This window comes from Knoellia terrae, assembly GCF_048606435.1.
GTDB lineage: Bacteria > Actinomycetota > Actinomycetes > Actinomycetales > Dermatophilaceae > Knoellia > Knoellia terrae.
This window is the reverse complement of the sequence record NZ_JBMBWH010000005.1, coordinates 1-19,924: the sequence shown is the minus strand read 5'-3', so window position 1 is coordinate 19,924 and position 19,924 is coordinate 1. Positions and strand designations below refer to the sequence as shown.

General features: G+C 71.7%; 15 protein-coding genes. 5 read left to right on the top strand and 10 right to left on the bottom strand.

Going from position 1 to position 19,924, the window contains the following annotated elements; all coding sequences use genetic code 11:
• Window position 1: 1 nt before the first annotated feature.
• Together ACOJV9_RS08450 and ACOJV9_RS08445 are read right to left on the bottom strand one after the other, a co-directional pair.
• A complete protein-coding gene (locus ACOJV9_RS08450) occupies window positions 2-1,258 on the bottom strand; it encodes an extracellular solute-binding protein (protein ID WP_420184758.1) in 1,257 nt (418 codons plus the stop codon).
• On the bottom strand, window positions 1,255-2,322 hold the full coding sequence (locus tag ACOJV9_RS08445) for a LacI family DNA-binding transcriptional regulator (protein WP_420184757.1): 1,068 nt from the start codon (window positions 2,320-2,322) through the stop codon (window positions 1,255-1,257). Before ACOJV9_RS08445 ends, ACOJV9_RS08450 begins: the two co-directional genes overlap by 4 nt.
• 162 nt (window positions 2,323-2,484) lie before the next feature.
• Between ACOJV9_RS08445 and ACOJV9_RS08440 the strand changes: the two genes are divergently transcribed.
• The 3 genes from ACOJV9_RS08440 (at window position 2,485) to ACOJV9_RS08430 (ending at window position 7,117) form a co-directional block, all read left to right on the top strand.
• Window positions 2,485-4,530 carry an amylo-alpha-1,6-glucosidase gene (locus ACOJV9_RS08440; protein ID WP_420184756.1) on the top strand — a complete coding sequence of 682 codons (2,046 nt, stop codon included), beginning with the start codon at window positions 2,485-2,487 and terminating at the stop codon, window positions 4,528-4,530.
• Between the two features lie 229 nt (window positions 4,531-4,759).
• The gene (locus tag ACOJV9_RS08435) at window positions 4,760-5,698 is read left to right on the top strand and encodes a hypothetical protein (RefSeq protein ID WP_420184755.1); all 939 of its coding nucleotides are present in this window, start codon (window positions 4,760-4,762) and stop codon (window positions 5,696-5,698) included.
• A gap of 84 nt (window positions 5,699-5,782) precedes the next feature.
• Window positions 5,783-7,117: an autotransporter outer membrane beta-barrel domain-containing protein gene (locus ACOJV9_RS08430; protein WP_420184754.1), complete on the top strand. Its 1,335-nt coding sequence runs from the start codon at window positions 5,783-5,785 to the stop codon at window positions 7,115-7,117.
• Between the two features lie 107 nt (window positions 7,118-7,224).
• On the opposite strand, the gene ACOJV9_RS08425 is transcribed toward ACOJV9_RS08430, so the two are convergent.
• The 6 genes from ACOJV9_RS08425 to ACOJV9_RS08400 are packed head-to-tail and all read right to left on the bottom strand — an operon-like array spanning window position 7,225 to window position 13,413.
• Window positions 7,225-7,563, bottom strand: coding sequence for a DUF2218 domain-containing protein (locus ACOJV9_RS08425; protein ID WP_420184753.1), 339 nt, complete (start codon window positions 7,561-7,563; stop codon window positions 7,225-7,227).
• Window positions 7,564-7,588: 25 nt separating this feature from the next.
• Entirely contained in the window at window positions 7,589-8,791 is a 1,203-nt protein-coding gene (gene cobA / locus ACOJV9_RS08420; RefSeq protein WP_420184752.1) for a uroporphyrinogen-III C-methyltransferase, read from the bottom strand.
• On the bottom strand, window positions 8,788-10,047 hold the full coding sequence (locus ACOJV9_RS08415) for a sulfate adenylyltransferase subunit 1 (RefSeq protein WP_420184751.1): 1,260 nt from the start codon (window positions 10,045-10,047) through the stop codon (window positions 8,788-8,790). Before ACOJV9_RS08415 ends, cobA begins: the two co-directional genes overlap by 4 nt.
• Window positions 10,047-11,000, bottom strand: coding sequence for a sulfate adenylyltransferase subunit CysD (gene cysD / locus ACOJV9_RS08410; RefSeq protein ID WP_420184750.1), 954 nt, complete (start codon window positions 10,998-11,000; stop codon window positions 10,047-10,049). The genes ACOJV9_RS08415 and cysD overlap by 1 nt, the downstream gene beginning before the upstream one ends.
• Complete coding sequence (locus tag ACOJV9_RS08405; RefSeq protein ID WP_420184749.1) at window positions 10,997-11,713, bottom strand: phosphoadenylyl-sulfate reductase; 717 nt, start codon at window positions 11,711-11,713, stop codon at window positions 10,997-10,999. Before ACOJV9_RS08405 ends, cysD begins: the two co-directional genes overlap by 4 nt.
• Window positions 11,710-13,413, bottom strand: coding sequence for a nitrite/sulfite reductase (locus ACOJV9_RS08400; protein ID WP_420184748.1), 1,704 nt, complete (start codon window positions 13,411-13,413; stop codon window positions 11,710-11,712). The genes ACOJV9_RS08405 and ACOJV9_RS08400 overlap by 4 nt, the downstream gene beginning before the upstream one ends.
• A gap of 139 nt (window positions 13,414-13,552) precedes the next feature.
• On the opposite strand from ACOJV9_RS08400, the gene ACOJV9_RS08395 reads away from it, so the two are divergent.
• Window positions 13,553-13,978 (top strand): hypothetical protein, encoded by a 426-nt coding sequence (locus ACOJV9_RS08395; RefSeq protein ID WP_420184747.1) that lies wholly within the window; start codon window positions 13,553-13,555, stop codon window positions 13,976-13,978.
• Window positions 13,979-14,092: 114 nt separating this feature from the next.
• Window positions 14,093-15,964, top strand: a complete 1,872-nt coding sequence (gene dxs / locus ACOJV9_RS08390) for a 1-deoxy-D-xylulose-5-phosphate synthase (protein ID WP_420184746.1) — start codon at window positions 14,093-14,095, stop codon at window positions 15,962-15,964.
• Window positions 15,965-15,970: 6 nt separating this feature from the next.
• Here the strand turns inward: dxs and ACOJV9_RS08385 are convergent, their stop codons facing one another.
• Window positions 15,971-17,647, bottom strand: a complete 1,677-nt coding sequence (locus ACOJV9_RS08385; protein ID WP_420184745.1) for an MFS transporter — start codon at window positions 17,645-17,647, stop codon at window positions 15,971-15,973.
• A gap of 76 nt (window positions 17,648-17,723) precedes the next feature.
• Complete coding sequence (locus ACOJV9_RS08380) at window positions 17,724-19,556, bottom strand: hypothetical protein (RefSeq protein WP_420184744.1); 1,833 nt, start codon at window positions 19,554-19,556, stop codon at window positions 17,724-17,726.
• Between the last annotated feature and the right edge of the window lie 368 nt (window positions 19,557-19,924).

Genomic DNA, 19,924 nt, shown 5'->3' with positions numbered 1-19,924 from the left:
GTCAGTTCCCGCCGAGGGCGGCGGTGCCGTTCTTCTGCAGGCTCTCGAGGATGGCCTTGGGCTCCTTGCTCTTCAGCTGCTCGAGGTCGGTGTTGAAGGCGGCCATGACCGGGTCGAAGCCGGGGGCGTTGACCGGACCCTGACCGTACTCACCACCGGCAGCGAAGGCAGCATCGTCCGGGAACTGCTGGCTGTACTGCTGGGCGCCGTCCTTGGTCGACGGCATGACGCCGAACGCCTTGGCGAACTCCATCTGCTGCGTGGTCGCCGTCAGCGTCTTGACGAGGTCGACCGCCGCGGCCTGCGACTTCGACTTCGCGGCGATGCCCCAGCAGTTGCTGAAGAGGAGGGTGCCCTTGCCGGCCGGACCCTCGGGCAGCTCGACGACCTTGGCCTTGATGTTCGGGAAGTCCTTGGTGAGCGCGCCGCGGATCCAGTTGCCCTCGATCGTCATGCCGGCGACACCCTTGCCGAGCGCCTCACCGCCCCAGCCGGAGTCGACCTCCTTGGCGTACTTCAAGGTGCCCGCCGCGATCATCTTCTTGGCCTGGGTGAGGCCGGCGACGTTCTCGGGGGAGTCGGCGGTGACCTCGGTGCCGTCCTCGTTGACGACCCAACCACCCGCCTGCCGCATGAAGGCCCCGAGCCGGGCCCACTCGCCGCTGACGACGAGGCCGGTGACCTTGCCGTTGGTGAGCTTCTTGGCGGCGGCCTCGAGACCGGCCCAGTCCTTGGGGATGTCGGCGTCGGTCAGGCCGGCCTTGGTCCACAGGTCGGTGTTGATGATGAGCGCGAGCGTCGAGAAGTCCTTGGGCGCGCACTGCAGCTTGCCGTCGTAGGTGTAGGTCTTGACGAGGCTGTCGAGGAAGCCGGCGTCCTGGACCTGGTCGCCGTAGGCATAGAGGTTTCCCGCCTTGGCGAAGTCACCGATGCGCGCGGCGTCGGCGTAGAAGATGTCCGGCGGGGTCCCACCGGCGAAGCCCTGCCCCAGCTGCTGGTTGAGGTCGGAGGCGACGACGACCTCGGCGGTGTTGCCCGTCTTCTTCGACCAGCCGTCCGCTGCCGCCTTGACCGCGGCGGTCTCGGCGTCACCGGAGGTGCCGATGAGGATCTGGAGCTTGGAGGGTCCCGTCGACTGCTGCGGGGCAGCGGACTCCTCCTCGAACCCTCCACCGCCGCCGCATGCGGCGAGGGAGAGGACGACGCCTGCGGCGCAGACGACGGCGGCGCGGGAGCGACGAGCGCGGTTGGTGTTCATGACTTCTCCTGGTGGTGGTGGTGGGGCGGTGGCGGATCGGGGTGGGAGCTGGACCGGGGAACGAGGGTGGGAGTGAGCATCACGCCGGAGGGCCGGTGCTGACCTGACGTCAGCTGGTCGTGCACCTGCGTGAGCAGCTCGTCGGCGATGGCGCGGTAGGGCTGGGCGACGCTGGTGAGTCCGTGCGCCTGGGCCGACTGGGATCCGTCGAAGCCGACGATGCCGACGTCACGACCGGGGGTGAGGCCTCGGCTGAGCAGCACGTGGTGCACGGCGAGGGCGAGCAGGTCGGAGGCGCAGACGACAGCGCCTCCCCTGCCGACGCGGTCGACGAGGGGGCCGGCGGCGTCGATCGACTCCTTGAGGTCCTGTTTCGAGGTCGCCTGGAGGGTCGGGTCCTCGCGTCCGTGCCGTGCCGTTGCCGCGAGCCATCCGTCTCGTCGCTCGTCGCCGACCAGCGATCCCGTCGGCCAGCCGAGGAAGCCGATGGCGCCGTAACCTCTCGCCACGAGATGGTCCACCGCGGACTGGGTGCCCGCGCACCCGTCGACGTCCGCCCACGCCGTGAAGCCCGGCTCGTCCCACACGCGGCCGAAGGACGCGAACGGGATCCCGTGCCCGGCCAGCCACGTGGGGCGCGGGTCGTCGTGGTGGGTGTCCATGATGACGAAGGCGTCGACGAGGCGGCTCCGCCACATCTCGCGGTAGCGCTCGAGCGTGGGGCCACCTCGATCCGAGCCGAACGTGACGATGTGGCACTCGTGGGAGGGTGCGGCGATGGTGAGCGACACGAGGAACGGCGCCAGCGCGTCGCTGAGCGAGTGCGCCCCCAGCCCGGTGAGCTCCATACCGACCGCGCCAGCCCGCTGCTGGCGCAGCGAGCTGGCGGCCGTCGAGGGGGAGTAGCCCAGTCGGTCGATCTCGGCGTGCACCCGCTGCAACGTGTCCGGCCGCACCCTCTCGGGATGCTTGAGGGCGTTCGAGACGGTCTGGCGAGAGACGCCGGCGGCCCACGCGACGTCGTTGACGGTCGCACGGGCTCGGGCGGACGACGGCGTCGCCATGGCGGACCTCCTCGACGGTGAGAAGCGGTGCGACTGGCGGCCAAACTCGGACCTCTCGAATTTGAACCTTCAAATCGCTATAGTGCCCACTGTGACGCGCGCCACGTTTGAGTGTCAAGTGGGCGCGGGCGTCGGCGTTGACATCGAGGAAGAGGGGCGAGGATGACCCGCTACGTGCAGCCATGGCTCCACGAGCTGGAGATTGCCGTCCGCGGCAACGTCACCAGCCTCTCGGACCGGCTGGGGGACATGGGCAGTCCAGGGACCGGTCTGTTCGTGGACGACCGGAGGGTGCTCTCGACCTGGGAGGTCCGGGTTGCGGGGGAGTCGCCTGCGTGGCTGGCCGCGGCCAGCTCGGGATCGGCGACAACCGTCTCCACCCAGCTCCGTTCGCTGGGCGACGAGGGTGCGGACCCCACCGTGGAGCTCCTCCGGAAGCGCACCCTGGTCGACCAGGGAATGCACGAGGACCTGACGATCACCTCCCACGCCACCGAACGGGTCAAGGTCAGGCTGGCCATCCGCCTCGGCGGCGACGGCGCGGACGTGGGGGCGGTCAAGGCCGGCGGGTCCGGCGAGATTCTCGAGCCACGCACCACCGACGGCTCCGTCTCCTGGCAGGACGAACGGCACACCACGACATTCAGGGCCGATGGCGGGACCGTCGGGCGTGATGACGACGGCACGACCTGGCTCTGGTCGGCGACGGTGGCTCCTGGCGGCTCTGCCACCCTGCAGACGAGCGTGACGAGCCAGCGCAGGGGCGACCCGTCGTTCGCCACCGACTCCGGCTGGAACACGATCGACTGGTCCGGCGTCGAGGTCGTGGCCGCCGACCCGAGACCCGGTCACCTCATGACCCAGTCGCTGGCCGACCTGCGCGGCCTCCTGCTCACCGATCCCGAGTCCGCCTCCGACGTCTTTGCTGCAGCCGGGACGCCGTGGTACCTCACGCTCTTCGGTCGCGACTCCCTCTGGACGGCCCGCTTCATGCTCCCGTTCGGCACCGACCTCGCGCGGGGGACGCTGAGGGCACTGGCCCGTCGGCAGGGCACCTCGGTCGAGCCCCACACGGCGTCTGCCCCGGGCAAGATCCTCCACGAGGTCCGTCGCAGCACCTACGTCGATCCGGTCTCGGCGATGAGCCTGCCACCCGTCTACTACGGGTCGGTCGACGCGACCGCGCTGTGGCTGCGGCTGCTGCACGATGCGTGGCGCTGGGGACTGGACGAGCGGGTCGTGCGGGAGCTCGAACCGAGCATGCACGGCGCCCTCTCCTGGATGCGGAGCGAGGCCGAGCGCGGTGACGGGCTGCTGCGCTACGTCGACGAGAGCGGATCGGGTCTGGCCAACCAGGGCTGGAAGGACTCGGGGGACTCGATGCGCCGCCGGGACGGGTCGGTCGCCGATGCCCCGATCGCCCTGGTCGAGACGCAGTCGTATGCCGTGGCGGCAGCTCGAGGTGCGGCGCACCTGCTCGAGTCGGTCTTCGGGACGTCCGGGGACGCGTGGCGCTCGTGGGCCGACGATCTGACCGATGTGGTGCGCGAACGGTTCTGGGTGGACTCGGGGAGCAGCCGCCACCTGGCCATGGCGATCGGCGGCGACGGGCACTGCGTCGACGGCGTCGGGAGCAACATGGGCCACGTCCTGGGGACCGGAGTGCTCACGGCCGCTGAGGCCAGGTGGACGGCCCACGTGCTGACCGGGCCGGACATGCTGGGCGACGCGGGGGTGCGCACCCTGTCGCGGGACAACCCGGCATACAACCCGGTGGGCTACCACACCGGGTCCGTCTGGACCCACGACAACGCCATCGCAGCCCTGGGCCTGGCCCAGGAAGGGTTCCCGCACGAGGCCGGCCGAGTGCTGCGCACGATGGTGGACATGGGGGCGTGGAGCGGGAACCGATGGCCCGAGCTGTTCGGCGGCGACCTGCTCATGCGTCGCCCCGTGCCCTACCCGGCCTCCTGTCGGCCGCAGGCCTGGGCTGCTGCCTCGGCCGGTGCGCTCGCCGAGGCGGTTCTCGGTCTCCGCGCCGACGCTCCGAAACGCACCCTGGCCCTGGCACCGATCACCCCGGCGCCCTTCGGCGCCATGACCGTCCGCGGCCTCCGGGTCGGAGACGTCGACGTCACGGTCTCCGTCAACGCGGACGGCGAGGTCGTGGACGTGCAGGCCCCCGGACTGGACGTCGTGGTCGGCTGACGTCTCCCGTCGGGTGACTATCTTTGTGGGACCCAGGAACGGCCGCTCCTGGCATGGCCATCCGTGAGCGACGTTGTGCTGCAAGGGAATTCAGGGAAAGTCGCAGGTCAGGGATCCGATACCGGCGGGTAGTCACTCCTCGGCCTGGCCGCTCCTCGCGTTGCGAGGTCTCCAACACTGCGCTCGACTGGGAACAACCACATCGGGGTTCAGGATTCGGGGGTGACTCATGGGCGCTGCACCGTCCCGCACCGGCCTGCTCAGGCTGCTGCTCGGTGCTGCGTTTCTGCTCTTCGGGTTCTTCCTCGCGTCGACGACGTCGGCTCACGCCGACGACTCTGGCTTGCTGGGCACCGGTGACGCCGTCACGACCGTCGAACAGGTCGTGGACAGCACGGTCGACGTGGTCGACAGCGCGCCCGCCCGCAGTGCTGTCCCGGAGCCGGACACGGACGTCGTCACGGCGCCCGTCGACGCGGTCGAGGACGTGGTGGCGGAGCCGGCCAAGGTCGTCGACGAGCCCGTCCGAACCGTCTCCGAGACCGTGGTCAAGCCAGTCGTCAAGCCGGTCGTGAAGGCCGCTGTGGAGCCGGTCGTGAAGGCCGCCGTCGAGCCGGTCGTGGCTCCTGTCACCGCCGTCCTTCCGCCGGTCATCGGCGAGATTGACCCGGTGGTCAGCCCTGTCAACCCGGTGGTCACGGTGGTCGACGCAGTGACCGAAATGCCCGCCGCGTCGGACGCCGCTGCTCCCCTCGTCGAGGTGGGTGACAACGCCGCGAAGCCGACCGTTGCACAAGCCTTCGTGGGACTCGGGCAGCTGGGGCCTGTCGGACATGCTGCCGACGCCGCTCCCTTCGCCGTCGCCCTTCACGCGGGCAACCCGTGGACCCTCTCTCTGGGCGACCTCACGCTCACAGCCGCCTCGACGGTGGTGGCGTCGGGGGCAACCGACCGCGCGCCGTCCATACCGGCTCCTCGGCCCGCGGGTCCCCAGCCCGGAGCAGTTCCGGGCTCGGGCTCGTCCGTGACATCGGTTCCGGGTGGGGCCGACGTCGCCACCACCTCGGGTGCTCTCAGCCTTCCCGAAGGCTCTTCCGCCGCACCGACGTCCTCCACGTCGCGGTTCACCTCCGGTCCAGCCACGGAGCCGGGTTCTCGACCTGATTGATGCCGCTCCAGCGCCTTGGTAGGCGCTGTCCGAGCAGTGCCCGCGGTTGCGGGCTTCCACGCATCACTCTCGAAGGGAACAACCATGAACGCATCACTGCGACGAGGGCTGCAGATCGCCCTCGTGGTCGGCGGCGGGATCGCCCTCTCCGCCCAGGCACAGGCTGACGACACCACTGGCGCCGGAAGCATCCTCGGCGGCAACCAGGCCGTGGTCTCCGTCGAGGCACCGGTGACGGTCGGCGGGAACGCCGTCTCGGTCGTCGGGGACTCGAGCAGCAAGGACACCGCTGCGAGCTCGACCACCGGCGAGTCCGGCACCAGCACCGGTGGGGACAGCGCCACGTCGGGTGAGGACTCGGTCGCTGGTGGGAACCAGGTCTCGGCTCCGCTCGAGGTTCCGGTGACGGTCGGCGGGAACGCCGTCTCGGTCGTCGGGGACTCGAGCAGCAAGGACACCGCTGCGAGCTCGACCACCGGCGAGTCCGGCACCAGCACCGGTGGGGACAGCGCCACGTCGGGTGAGGACTCGGTCGCTGGTGGGAACCAGGTCTCGGCTCCGCTCGAGGTTCCGGTGACGGTCGGCGGGAACGCCGTCTCGGTCGTCGGGGACTCGAGCAGCAAGGACACCGCTGCGAGCTCGACCACCGGCGAGTCCGGCACCAGCACCGGTGGGGACAGCGCCACGTCGGGTGAGGACTCGGCCCTGGGCGGGAACCAGGTCTCGGCTCCGGTCGAGGCACCCGTGACGGTCGGCGGCAACGCCGTCTCGGTTCTCGGAGACTCCAGCACCACGAACGCTGGCACGACTCCGGCGACCGGTGGCGGCGCCACCGGCGGTGACACCAGCACCTCGGGTGAGAACTCGGTCGCTGGTGGGAACCAGGTCTCGGCTCCGGTCGAGGTTCCGGTGACGGTCGGCGGGAACGCCGTCTCGGTTCTCGGGGACTCCAGCACCAAGGGCGGGACGACCCCGCCCGGGGTTCCCACCGATCCGGGAACCCCTGTTGACCCGACCGACCCCATCAACCCGGCGGAGCCGACGGACCCGACCGACCCCATCAACCCGGCGGACCCGACGGACCCGGTCGAGCCGGTGAACCCGACGGAGCCGGTCGAGCCGGTGAACCCGACGGACCCGCGAACCCCGGGCAACTCGGACAACCCCACTGAGCCGGAGTTTCCGACGTCGCCGGCAGTGCTCACCGACGAGGGCGGCATCCGCGAGGGCGCAACCCCGCAGGCCAGCCGCAGCACCGTCCGGGTCGCTCCGACCGCTGTCGTGGCCATGGGAGCGCCCTCGGGCAACCTCGCGCAGACCGGCAGCGAGGCTGGCGTGCTCCTGGGCGTCGGCTTCACGCTGGCGGTCCTCGGCGCCCTGCTCCTCGTGGGCGCACGTCGCCGGGCTCTCCTCACCTGAGGGTGAGCTGCCGAGCCACACCTGACAGGGACGGCTCAGCCGGGTGCGGTGCCCATGCGCCGCACCCGGCTGGGCCACGCCCTGGCCCGGGCCAATGACGGGGGCCGTCAGGCGGGGTCGAGCTCCTCCGGCGCGACGGCCTCGTTGCGGGTGCCGCTTGACCACTCGACGGAGAGACCGGCGCGCGCGCCGAACCGCACCAGGTGGCGCCCGACGACGTCCTCGACGGTGGCGAGAGTGGCGGCGTCCGGCGCGGTCGCCGACAGGACGAGGGCGTCGGCCTCGGGCCGCAGCTCGCACGTCCCGCTGCCGATGCGGAGCAGCCAGCCGTCCTCCACCGGCTCAGCTTCGATCCGCCGACCGAGGTGCGAGGCGAGCTGCTTGGCGTAGCGGGCCGACGCGTCGGTCGCGACCCGGGCACTGCTGTCGAGTGATGGTGCGGTCATGCGTTCTCCTTGGCGGGGCTGCGGATCAGACCGGGTGCGCGAGCCTGACGACGTCGCCGACGACGATGACCGCCGGAGACTGCACGCCGCATGAGTCGGCGAGGTCGGCGATGTCCTCGAGCGTACCGATCGTCACGCGCTGGTCCGGCAGGAACCCGCGCTCGATGATCGCCACGGGGCAGTCCACCGACCGCCCCTGCGACACCAGGGCGAGTGCGGTCTCTCGCAGGAGGGACACCCCCATGAGCAGCACGAGGGTGTGGTCCGACCCCGTGGGCAACGACGGGACCTGCTCGTGTCCCGTGACCATCGTGAAGGACTTCGCGACGCCACGGTGCGTGACCGGTATGCCGGCCGCCGCCGGGACCGCGACCGCGCTCGTCACCCCCGGCACGACCTCGACGGGTATGCCGTGTGCCTCGCACTCGAGGCGTTCCTCGCCTCCGCGACCGAGCACGTAGGGGTCGCCTCCCTTGAGCCTGACGACGCCGTGTCCGCGCTGCGCCTCCTCGACGAGGATCGCGTTGATCCGGTCCTGGGGGACCGGATGGTGGTGCGGGGTCTTGCCGACGTCGATGACCCGGACGGACTCGGGCAGTCGCGACACGACCCCTCGCGGAGCGAGGCGGTCGACCACGACGACGTCGGCCGAGGCGAGGAGCTCGTGGCCGCGGGTCGTGAGCAGACCGTCGCTGCCGGGCCCGCCGCCGACGAGGGCCACCCAGCCGGTCGTGCGCGGGCGGCGCCGGCGCAGGTCGATGACGCCGCTGCGGAGTGCGAGGTCGATGCCGTCCCGCACGCCGGCGGCCAGGCGCGGGTCCCCGCCGGCGTGCACCGCCACGGTCACCACCCCGTCGGGCGTCTCGACCTCGGTCCGGGCGAGCACCCTCGCCGCGGTCGCCGACGCATCGGTGGCGTCGATGCACCACAGCCGCAGGGCGGCCGAGTCCTCGCGCACGGCCGTGTCCACCGCGCCGTCGCCGGCCGCAGTGTGCACCAGCCACGCACCGTCGAGGTCGTCGGGACCGGTGTAGTCGCGCCGCACCCACTCGACCAGGACCGGGTCGCGGGCCAGCACCTCGGCGACGTCCTCGCACACCCACGGGGCCACGACGCGCACCCGGGCACCCTCCGCGACGAAGGCGTGCAGCCGGCGCCCGGTGACGGGTCCGCCCCCCACCATGACGACGAGGCGGTCGGTGAGGTCCAGGGCGAGAGGGAGGCTCACAGGGTGCCGGCCATCCCGGCCGCCACCGTGTTGCCGTCGGTGGGGTCGATCACGAGGAAGGCGCCGCCCGCACGGCTGCGCGAGTAGTCTTCAATCGGCAGCGGTGACGCGGTGCGCAGCGTGACCTGCCCGATGTCATTGAGCGACAGGCCCTCCGACGGCTGGGTCCGGAGGGTGTCGAGGTCGAGCCGCCCCTGGATGGAGCACACGATCGCGGGCACCGTCCGGGAGCGGTGCTTGACGAGGACGCGTGCGCCGGGGCGCAGCGCGGTGTCGCCGAGCCAGCACAGGACACCGGAGACGTCCTGGGTCAGGGCCGGCACGTCGTCGGCCGCGACGAGCGTGTCACCGCGCGAGAGGTCGACGTCGTCGGCGAGCCGCAGTGTCACAGATCGTCCTGCGGCCGCCTCGTCGAGCTCGACCTCACCGAGGTCGATGCCGACCACGGTGGTCCGCTGCCCGGAGGGCAGGGCGACGACCGCGGTGCCGGGCGCGACGACCCCGGAGGTGACCTGGCCGGCATACCCGCGGTAGTCGACGTGACGCGGGTCGCGCGCGGCGCCCTGCGGCCGGATCGCGAGCTGGACGGTGAAGCGGAACGGCTCCTCGTCGGCCTCGGCGCTGGGGGAGAGGGTCTCGAGCAGCGCGAGCAGGCTCGGACCGGCATACCAGGGTGTGGCGGGTGAAGGCTCGACGATGTTGTCGCCGAGCAGGGCCGAGACCGGCACGGCGTGGGCGTCGGCGATCCCGAGCTGCTCGGCCACCGCGCGCACGTCCCGGCTCACCTGCCCGAACACCGACTCGGCGTCGTCGACGAGGTCGATCTTGTTGACCGCGACGACGACGTGCGGGACGCGCAGGAGCGCGCCTACGGCCAGGTGTCGACGGGTCTGCTCGACCACGCCCTTGCGCGCGTCGACGAGCAGGACGACGACGTCGGCGGTGCTCGACCCGGTCACGGTGTTGCGCGTGTACTGCACGTGTCCGGGGCAGTCGGCGAGGATGAACGACCGCTGCGGCGTGGCGAAGTAGCGGTAGGCCACGTCGATGGTGATGCCCTGCTCCCGCTCGGCCCGCAGCCCGTCCGTGAGCAGCGCGAGGTCCGCGGCGGTGAGGCCGCGGTCGCGGGAGACGCGCTCGACGGCGGCGAGCTGGTCGGCGAGGACGCTCTTGGTGTCGTGGAGCAGGCGCCCCACGAGGGTGGACTTACCGTCGTCGACGGAGCCGGCGGTGGCCAGGCGGAGCAGGGTCGGCATCAGAAGTAGCCCTCCTTCTTGCGGTCCTCCATGGCGGCTTCGGACAGCCGGTCGTCGGCGCGCGTGGCTCCACGCTCGGTCAGGGTCGACGCGGCGACCTCGGTGACGACGTCGCTGACGGTCCGCGCCTCGCTGAGGACGGCGCCGGTGCAGGACATGTCGCCCACCGTGCGGTAGCGGACCGTGCGGGTCTGCACGTCCTCGCCGTCGCGCGGCTGCGAATGCGGACCGACGGCGAGCCACATGCCGTCGCGCTCGAACACCTCACGGTCGTGCGAGTAGTACAGCCCCGGGAGCTCGATCCGCTCGCGCTCGATGTAGCGCCAGACGTCCAGCTCGGTCCAGTTCGAGATCGGGAAGACGCGGACGTGCTGGCCCGGCGCGTGGCGGGGGTTGTAGAGGTTCCACAGCTCGGGGCGCTGGGTGCGCGGGTCCCACTGGCCGAACTCGTCACGCAGGCTGACGACGCGCTCCTTGGCGCGGGCCTTCTCCTCGTCGCGCCGGCCGCCCCCGAAGACCGCGTCGAAGCGGTGGCTCGTGATCGCGTCGAGCAGCGGGAGCGTCTGCAGCGGGTTGCGGGTGCCGTCGGGCCGGTCGCGGAGGCGTCCGTCGTCGATCCATTCCTGGACGCTGGCCACCTCCAGCCGCAGCCCGAGACGTTCGACGGTCGCGTCGCGATAGGCCAGGACCTCGGGGAAGTTGTGTCCGGTGTCGACGTGCAGCACCGGGAACGGGATCGGGGCCGGCCAGAACGCCTTGGCGGCGAGGTGCAGCATGACGACGGAGTCCTTGCCGCCGCTGAAGAGCAGCACCGGACGCTCGAGCTCGCCGACGACCTCGCGGATGATGAGGATGGCCTCGCTCTCGAGGGCGTCGAGCTGATTCAGGACGTGCACGTCCTCGTGCACCGTCGGCGCATCGACGGCGAGGCGGTCGGTCAGGGAGGCGCTCATTCGTGGATCCCGCACTCGGTCTTGGACAGCCCGGCCCAGCGACCGGACCGGGGGTCGTCGCCGGGAGCGACCTGCCGCGTGCACGGCTCGCACCCGATCGACGGGTAGCCGTCGGAGAGAAGGAGGTTCACCGGGACGGCGTTGTTGATCGCGTATGCCGTGACGTCGTCGAGCGACCACGTCACCAGGGGGTTGACCTTGACCAGTCCATGCTTCTCGTCGAAGGTCACGAGCGGCGTGTGGGTCCGGGTGGGTGCCTCGTCGCGGCGGACCCCGGTCACCCACGCCTCGTAGCCGGCGAGGGTGCGGGCGAGCGGCTCCATCTTGCGCATCGCGCAGCAGGCGGCCGGGTCGCGGTCGTGCAGCCGCGGACCGAATCGGACGTCCTGCTCGGCGACCGTGAGCTCGGGGCGCACGTCGACGACGGTGACGTCGAGCTCGCCGGCCACCCGGGCACGGGTGCCGATCGTGTCCGCGAAGTGGTAGCCGGTCTCGAGGAAGAGCACGTCGACGCCCGGCGCGTGCTGCGAGACGAGGTGGGGCAGCACGCCCTCGGCCATGCTGCACGCCACCGCCAGGGTGCCGGGGAACGTCTCGGCGGCCCAGCGGGCGACCGCGACCGCGTCGGTGTCGTCGAGGAGGGAGCCCTCCAACGCAAGGGCCCTCAGCTCCTCCTCACTCCTTCGGGTGCGGCGTGTGGTGATGGTGCTCATGTCAGCTCCTCATCGGTGGCGCGGTGGGCCCACGTGGCGAAGGACTCTGCGTCGGTGCGCTGCTCGACGAACCGGCGGACGACCCGCTCGACGTAGTCGGCCAGGTCGGCCGACTGCACCTTGAGGCCACGCACGGTGCGACCGAGGCCGGCCTCGTCGCGCTCGGGGGAGGCGAGGCCGCCGCCGAGGTGGACCTGGAAGCCGGGGACGTGCTCGCCCGACTCGGTCGTCGTGATGAGCCCCTTGAGGCCGATGTCGGCAGTCTGGATCCGGGCGCACGAGTTCGGGCACCCGTTGACGTGCAACGAGATCGGCGTGTCCAGCTCGATGCCGGCGAGGCGCTTCTCGAGCTCCGCGATGACCGCCGTCGCGGTGTCCTTGGTGTCGACGAGTGCGAGCTTGCAGTACTCGATGCCGGTGCACGCCATCGTGCTCCGGCGGAAGGGGCTCGGCGCGCTGGAGAGCCCCAGGGCGTCCAGGCCCGCGACCAGCTCGTCGAGACCCTCGGCCGGCACGCCGAGGACGACGAGCTTCTGGTGGGCGGTCAGCCGGACGGCGTCCGCGCCGACGCGGTCGAGCAGGTCGCCCAGGGCGCTGAGCGAGGTGCCGCTGAGGCGGCCGACCACGGGGGCGGCGCCGACGTAGAAGCGCCCGTCCTTCTGGGGGTGCACGCCGACGTGGTCACCCGGCCCCTTGGCGGGAGCCGGCGCCGGGCCGTCGGGCAGCGCCCGGCCGAGGTACTCGGTCTCGAGGACGTGGCGGAACTTCTCGGGTCCCCACTCGGCGAGCAGGAACTTCAGCCGCGCCTTGGTGCGCATCCGGCGGTAGCCGTAGTCACGGAAGATCGAGATGACGCCGTGCCACACGTCGGGGGCGTCGGCCTCGGAGACGAAGACGCCCAGGCGCTCGGCGAGCCTCGGCGCGGTCGAGAGGGCGCCGCCGACCCAGAGGTCGAAGCCGGGGCCGAGCTCGGGGTGCACCACGCCGACGAGCGAGATGTCGTTGATCTCGTGGACGACGTCAAGGCTCGGGTGCCCGGTGATCGCGGTCTTGAACTTGCGGGGGAGGTTGGACAGCTCGGGGTCGCCCAGCCAGCGCGAGGTGATCTCGTCGATGACCGGCGTCGGGTCGAGGATCTCGTCGGCGGCCACACCGGCGACCGGGCTGCCGAGGAACCCGCGCGGGGTGTCGCCGCAGGCCTCGGTCGTCTGCAGCCCGACCGCCTCGAGCCGGCGCCAGATCTCGGGCACGTCCTCGATGCCGATCCAGTGGTACTGGATGTTCTGCCGGTCGCTGATGTCCGCGCTCTCGCGCGCGAAGTCGGTGGAGATGCCCCCGAGGACCCGCAGCTGCGTGGGGGAGAGGGCCCGGCCGTCGCTGCGCACGCGCAGCATGAAGTACCTGTCCTCGAGCTCGTGCGGCTCGAGCTGGGCGGTCCGGCCGCCGTCGATGCCGGGCTTGCGCTGGGTGTAGAGACCCCACCACCGGAAGCGGCCGTGCAGGTCCTCACCGGGGATCGCGTCGAAGCCGTCTCGCGCGTAGATCGTCTCGATCCGCTCGCGGACGTTGAGCCCGTTGTCCTCGGCCTTGAACGCCTCGTTGGGGTTCAGCGGCTCGCGACCGTCGACAGCCCACTGGCCGTTGGACCGGCCGGTGCGTGGCGGCCGCAGCGTGCGGCTGCCGGAGGCGACGCTCGTCATGGGTCCTCGTTCCTCAATGGGGTGCAAACGTTGATGGATAGCATAAGAGTCAGTTATGGCTCGATCTCCGGTCGGTCCACGATGTGGCCCTCCGGCTCGGCTCGGTCGCGACCGCTGAACACGGGCTAGAATCGAACGCATGTTCGACAATCCGGCGCCTCCGTTGCGGCGGGCCGCCAGCCCGGGCGCTCCGGGTGGGGCCCGCGGCGGGCCTCCGGGCTGGCCCGACCGGGTGCCACCGCCGAGCGCGCCGGGATGGCAGATGCCGGCCGTCGGCTGGCTGCTCGACCACTGCCCGGCGGACTACCGCATGTATGCCGTGTGGCGCCGGCACCCGATAGCCCTCGCCTGGGTGACCACGCACCACCTCGACGGTCAGCTGGGAGCCATGCGGACGGCATACAGAGGTCTGCGGGTCGACCTCGCCGACCACGTCGAGCCCGAGGGCGTCGCCGCCGCGCTGGCGGCTCTCGAGGCCGAGGGTGCTCGGCTGCTCGCGGCCCGTCGCGCGGCCGGGCTGCTGCTCGAGGCGATGGAGGGCCACGCGTTCGTGCCGCGGTTGTGAGCGTTTCCTGACGACCCCGTGAGAGTTGGCCGCGAGAGCCCTGCCCTGAAGGACTGGTTCGACGGGAGCACCTAGACTCTTGCGGATGGACGACGTCAGCCAGAGGGAGTGCGTGTGAGCGTGTTGGAGCGCATCCAGGGACCCGGTGACCTCGCGGACCTCACCCGCACCGAGCTGGCGACCCTGGCCCGGGAGATCCGGACCTTCCTCGTCGACGAGGTCTCCCGCACCGGCGGCCACCTCGGACCCAACCTCGGCGTCGTCGAGCTGACCATCGCGATCCACCGGGTGTTCGACAGCCCGCGCGACGCCGTCGTCTTCGACACCGGTCATCAGTCCTACGTGCACAAGCTGCTCACCGGGCGCCACGACTTCTCGGGGCTGCGCAAGCAGGGTGGGCTCTCCGGCTACCCCAGCAGGTCCGAGTCCGAGCACGACGTCGTCGAGAGCTCGCACGCGTCGAGCTCGCTGTCGTGGGCGCACGGCATCGCCGCGGGCCGCGTGATCCGCGGGGAGCGCGACCGCCACACGGTCGCCGTCATCGGTGACGGCGCCCTCACCGGCGGCATGGCCTGGGAGGCCATCAACAACATCGCCGCCGAGGACGACTTGCCTCTGGTCATCGTCGTCAACGACAACGAGCGCTCCTACGCACCCACCCGCGGTGGGCTGGCCGACCACCTCGCGACCCTGCGCACGACGCGCGGCTACGAGCGCTTCCTCGACTGGGGCAAGTCGACCCTGCACCGCACGCCCGTCGTCGGCGGCGCGATGTACGAGACGCTCCACGGCGTCAAGAAGGGCATCAAGGACATCGTCGCGCCGCAGGGGATGTTCGAGGACCTCGGCCTCAAGTACGTCGGTCCCGTCGACGGCCACGATCTCGCCGCCCTGGAGCAGGCGCTCAAGCGGGCGCGGGCCTTCGGTGGCCCCGTCCTCGTCCACGTCATCACCCAGAAGGGCAAGGGCTACGACCCGGCCGTCAACGACGAGAGCGACCAGTTCCACGCGGTCGGCGTCATCAACCCCGAGACCGGGCTGCCCCTCGAGATCTCCGGTCGCAGCTGGACCGAGGAGTTCAGCGACGCGCTCGTCGAGCTGGGGGAGGAGCGCGAGGACATCGTCGCCCTCACCGCCGCGATGATGATCCCGGTCGGGCTCGACGCGTTCTCGAAGCGCTTCCCCGACCGCACGTTCGACGTCGGCATCGCCGAGCAGCACGCGACGACGATGGCTGCCGGCCTGGCGTATGCCGGCCTGCACCCGGTCGTCGCGATCTACGCCACCTTCCTCAACCGCGCCTTCGACCAGCTCCTCATGGACTGTGCCCTGCACCGTGCGGGCGTGACGTTCATCCTCGACCGCTCGGGCATCACCGGTCCCGACGGCGCCTCGCACCACGGCATGTGGGACATGTCCCTCGTCGGCATCGTCCCGGGCCTCCACCTCGCCGCCCCGCGCGACGGCCAGCAGATCCCGCAGGCGCTGCGGGCTGCCGTCGACCTCGCCGACGCGCCCTCGGTGATCCGCTTCCCCAAGGGGTCGGTCGGCGACCCCATCGAGACCGTGCGCACCGTCGACGGGGTCGACGTCCTCGTCGAGCCCGACGAGGGCCCGGTCGACGTGCTCCTCGTCGGGGTCGGGTCTATGGTCGCGACCTCGCTCACCGTTGCCGACAAGCTCGCCGCCGAGGGGCTGCGTGTGCGCGTTGTCGACCCGGTCTGGGTGCTCCCGGTCAACCCGGCGCTCGGCCGGCTCGCCCGCGACGCCCAGCGGGTCGCCGTCATCGAGGACAACTCGCTCGCCGGGGGTGTCGGCTCACACGTGTCGGCAGCACTGCGTGCCAGCAAGATCGACGTCCCGATCGACCTCTTCGGCCTTCCGCGCGAGTTCCTCGACCACGGCTCCCGGGGTCAGGTGCTCGATCGCGTCGGGCTCACGCCGGAGGCCATCGCCACGACCGTGCTGGACCACTGCCGCGGCTGAGCAGGCCTACTGCCGCGGAGGGTCCGGCTCCTCCAGCGGCCTGAAGCGGTTGAGCATCGTGTCGACCGCCACCCCGGCCTCCCGCTCGCTCGGCGCGTAGCCGAGGACGACGGGGAGGAACCGGTCGGAGGGCAGGGCCCTGAGCCGCAGGTCGGTGGTCGCACGGACGCTGGCGCTGCGGTGGACCCGGCGCAGCAGCGCGACCTCCCCGAACCCCTGACCTGCGCCGAGCGTGGTCACCAAGCGGTCGTCCCCGAGGACCTCGGCCTTCCCCGACTCGATGACGAAGTAGTGGTTGCCGACGTCTCCCTGCCGGAAGACGAACGTGCCAGCGGGGACGTCCACGGGTTCGAGGCCGCGTGCCAGCTGCTCGATCGCCGGCAGGGGCAGGACGCTCAGCATCGGCACGGTGTGCAGGAGGGCGATGTCGTCGTCGCGGACCCCGATGGCCTGGTCCATCCGTCGCAACCGTCGCCACGAGACCACTGCGAGGAGCGGGCACAGCAGGCCGATGCCGATGAGCGCCGGGCGGACGCCGGCCTCCTCGACGACGAGGGAGGCGGCAAGCGCACCGACGCCGATGGACAGCGCGACAAGGCTCTCCAGGACGCCGAACACGCGACCGAGCACCTCGTCGGCGGCCAGCCGGGCCAGCAGGGTGAAGCCGGCGAGGTCGATGAGCGAGTTGCCCACGCCGACACCGGCGAGCATCAGCAACGCCGTGACCTGGTGGGGGACTACCCCGATCAGGGTGACCGGTGCGCCCCACAGGGCGACCCCGAGAGCGAACCACGCCCCCAGGCGCCGCGTGCTGATGAGCAGGGACGCCCCGAGGGCGCCCACGACGGCGCCCGCGCCGATGGCCGCGGTGAGCACGCCGACCCCGGACTCGCCCGTCGCGAGCAGCTCGATGGACACGACGACGGTGAGGACCGTCAGGGCACCACGGGTGAACGACTGGGCCGCCGCCAGGCCCATGATGAGGGCGAGGTGGCGGTTGCTCGAGACGACGCGGATGCCCTCCGCCGCAGACCTGACGAGGTTGGCCTGCTGTGCGGCTGGCGGCCGCGGGGGCGCGTCGTAGTCCAGCCGCAGCAGCAGCACGGCCGCCCACAACGAGGCGCCGGCGGCGACGGCGAACACCACGGTCACGTCGCTCAGGCCGAGGAGGAGCGCAGCGAGCAACGGCCCCACCAGCGTGGCGGCGGCGTCCAGCAGCCCTCGCACGACGTTGGCGCTGGCCAGCTCGTACCCGCTGTGGCACAGCGAGGGGAGCAGGGCCGAGTGTGCCGGCCGGTAGAGGGTGGCGGCGATGGTGGACAGCACGGCCAGTGCGTAGACGATCGGCGACGGTCCACCGACACCCACGACGAGCGCGGCCGCCCCGGTGGCGACCGCACGCAGCACGGAGACGACGACGAGGACGTGCTCACGACGACCCTTGTCCGCCAACGGTGACAGCAGTGGAGCGAGGAGGGCGGAAGGGACCATGCGCAGCAGCCCGACCAGGCCGACGGCGGTGGCGCCGCCGTCCCGATAGGCCACGATCCCGAGCCCCACGGTGAAGGCCCACTCGGCGGTCCAGGCCCCGAGGAAGCTCAGCTGGGCACGTCGGAGCTCAGGGTTGCGGGCGTTGCTGACGAAGGCACCTGCAGCGTTGCCCAGTCGGCCCCGAAGTCCCACACCGGCCACTCAAGCGACGATAGTGCTCGGTCGGTGCTGCCGTCGCCGATCCGGCCTTTCCGCCGCGGGGGGTTGCTCAGTCGAGCAGCTCGTCGGATATGGGTGGGATGGCGTCGTAGACCGTGTGTCCATCCGGTGCCAGCAGGCGCAGCCGGAAGGTGGTGGCTGGCGGATCCTGGGTGCTGGTCAGCACGGCGAGGCCGTTGGAGATGGTGGCGGTGTCGCGCACCTGCCCCTCGGTGGTGACAAGGACGGCAGTGGCGGCGTCTGGACCGAGCGCGATGAACGTCGGGGCGACTGCCGGTACGGGCAGCAGTGCGTGGGTGTGGTCGCTGGACGGGACTGCGGCGAGGCGTTCGAGGTAGGCCGGGGCGAAGTCTGGGGCGGTGCTGGACAGGCGGGTGGTACGCACCCATCCGCCGTCGCGGGTGATGGTGGTGACGACGGTGACCTGCACGGGTGCCCGATCATCACCGGTGCGGTCCGGCTCGATGCCAGGAACGCTGACGACGGACTCCAGCGCGGTCGGCGTCCTCAGGGTGTCGGCTGCGTGGCCCGTCACCGCAGCGAGCAGGGTGCGCTGAGCAGCGGCCAGCTCGGTCGCGGGACCGTGTCCCGGGAACGATGATCGGTCGGGGCCGACACCGGCCGGTGGACCTTGGTAGTAGCTGACAGCCAGCCGAGGGAGGAAGGCGGTGTACGAGCCGATCCCCTCGGTCAGAGGCAGTTCACGCACGACGGGGCGGGTGCTGCCGTCGGGTTGCGGGAGGGCACCGACGGTGATCGTGGCGCTGGGGATGGTGGGACGGGTCATCACGAGGATCGCCGGCGCTGCGGCGGCGGCCTGCTGGTCGATGCTGAGGGCCACGACGTCGGGGGTCCGCGCGGTGTTGTCGCCGACGATCTGGGTGGGGACCAGCGCGGCGGGGCCATCGCTGGCGGGTGCAGTCCACAGGCGCAGGCGCGGCTGGTCGGGGCCGAAGCCGAAGGCGGGGTAGGTGGCTCTGTTCTCGGTGGCCGTCATGACCATGGCGATCGTGTCGCCGACCGTGCCGGCGAACAGCAGGTTGGCGCCGGGCTCCGCGCCGTGTTCGGCGGCGATGCTGGTGACTGCGGGGTCATCGGCCAGGGCGCCACGGGGGGACCAGCTGGTCACGACGGCCCACTGCCCCACGTCGGGGGTCAGGGCAGGCGCCTCGCCGGTCGGGGTGCCAAGCCATCCCAGTGCCGTGACAGCGGCGGCAGTCAGCACCACGCCGGCCCCCAGGGCGGCCCGGCGGGTCCGTCGGCGTCGCGCGTTGCCGCGCGCGGTGATCACGCAGGCGACCGGGTCCGTGACGCTGGCGGTGTCGGCGGCGTGCTCGAGCGTGTCCGCGAGGGCGTCGGTCAGTGGCGGGGTGCGCTCGTGCGGGAGGCTGTCGACTGCGGTGGCGTGCGCTTGCGTCAACGCCCGCTGCAGGTCGGCCAGCTCGGCCTCGACGGTGGCGGTGTCGGTATGGGCGCAGTCCGCGATCAGGGCGGGGGTCTCGTCCCACCAGCGGGCCGCGGCCAAGGCAGCTCGGGCGGTGGCCGGCGCCTCGGACAGGACGACCGTCAGCGCCACCCGAGCGGCAGCGCCCGGGTCTGCGTCGTGCTGGTGTCCGGCGACTGCGGCGGGGGTCTTCATGCCCCCGGGCGGGGGAGTCTTCGAGGCGGCGGTCAGGGCCCCGGTCATGACGGCGATACGGGCGGCCGCGGTCGGGCTGCCGGTGCTGGTGAGCTCAGCCCACCGATCGGCCAGGCCAGCGAGGGCACCGGCGGTGACGTGTGAGCCGGCGTCGGGACCGCCGACGGTGATGGCAGCAACGCGGTGGAGCTCCTGCCACCGTGCGCGCACGAAGTCCTCGAAGTCCTCCGTACCGCCATTCATTGGGCCAGTATCGCGCTGTCAGGCCCGCCACGAACGCCAGTCGATGGCCTGCGCCCGGACGCGCGTCTCGCCCGCATGTGCCGCGTCAGGTACCCGCGGCGCCCTTTCGCAGCAGGACAGCCGCCACTGCGGCAGGGTGACGCCCGCAGTGAGTAGGACCAGTCCAGAACCCGGCAGGGGAATCAGCACAGCGCCAGCATCGATGAGCGCCAGTCCGACGCCGAGCACGACCCTCATCACGCTCACACTCTCCACCGCCCCCGAGCTGGGTGTTGCGGTCCCACGCATCTGCGGCAATCCGCTCATGCTTGATATGTGGGTGATCCTCGTGATCGCCGGCGCTTCTACGTTGGGGTGTCCGTTCCCTT

Bases quoted from the DNA above. Each gene is read 5' to 3' on its own strand.
- ACOJV9_RS08430 (WP_420184754.1), top strand. From the start codon at position 5,783: ATGAACGCATCACTGCGACGAGGGCTGCAGATCGCCCTCGTGGTCGGC.
- ACOJV9_RS08450 (WP_420184758.1), bottom strand. From the start codon at position 1,258: ATGAACACCAACCGCGCTCGTCGCTCCCGCGCCGCCGTCGTCTGCGCC.
- ACOJV9_RS08415 (WP_420184751.1), bottom strand. From the start codon at position 10,047: ATGCCGACCCTGCTCCGCCTGGCCACCGCCGGCTCCGTCGACGACGGT.
- ACOJV9_RS08395 (WP_420184747.1), top strand. From the start codon at position 13,553: ATGTTCGACAATCCGGCGCCTCCGTTGCGGCGGGCCGCCAGCCCGGGC.
- ACOJV9_RS08380 (WP_420184744.1), bottom strand. From the start codon at position 19,556: ATGAATGGCGGTACGGAGGACTTCGAGGACTTCGTGCGCGCACGGTGG.
- ACOJV9_RS08435 (WP_420184755.1), top strand. From the start codon at position 4,760: ATGGGCGCTGCACCGTCCCGCACCGGCCTGCTCAGGCTGCTGCTCGGT.
- ACOJV9_RS08440 (WP_420184756.1), top strand. From the start codon at position 2,485: ATGACCCGCTACGTGCAGCCATGGCTCCACGAGCTGGAGATTGCCGTC.
- ACOJV9_RS08400 (WP_420184748.1), bottom strand. From the start codon at position 13,413: ATGACGAGCGTCGCCTCCGGCAGCCGCACGCTGCGGCCGCCACGCACC.
- ACOJV9_RS08405 (WP_420184749.1), bottom strand. From the start codon at position 11,713: ATGAGCACCATCACCACACGCCGCACCCGAAGGAGTGAGGAGGAGCTG.
- ACOJV9_RS08445 (WP_420184757.1), bottom strand. From the start codon at position 2,322: ATGGCGACGCCGTCGTCCGCCCGAGCCCGTGCGACCGTCAACGACGTC.
- ACOJV9_RS08425 (WP_420184753.1), bottom strand. From the start codon at position 7,563: ATGACCGCACCATCACTCGACAGCAGTGCCCGGGTCGCGACCGACGCG.
- cysD (WP_420184750.1), bottom strand. From the start codon at position 11,000: ATGAGCGCCTCCCTGACCGACCGCCTCGCCGTCGATGCGCCGACGGTG.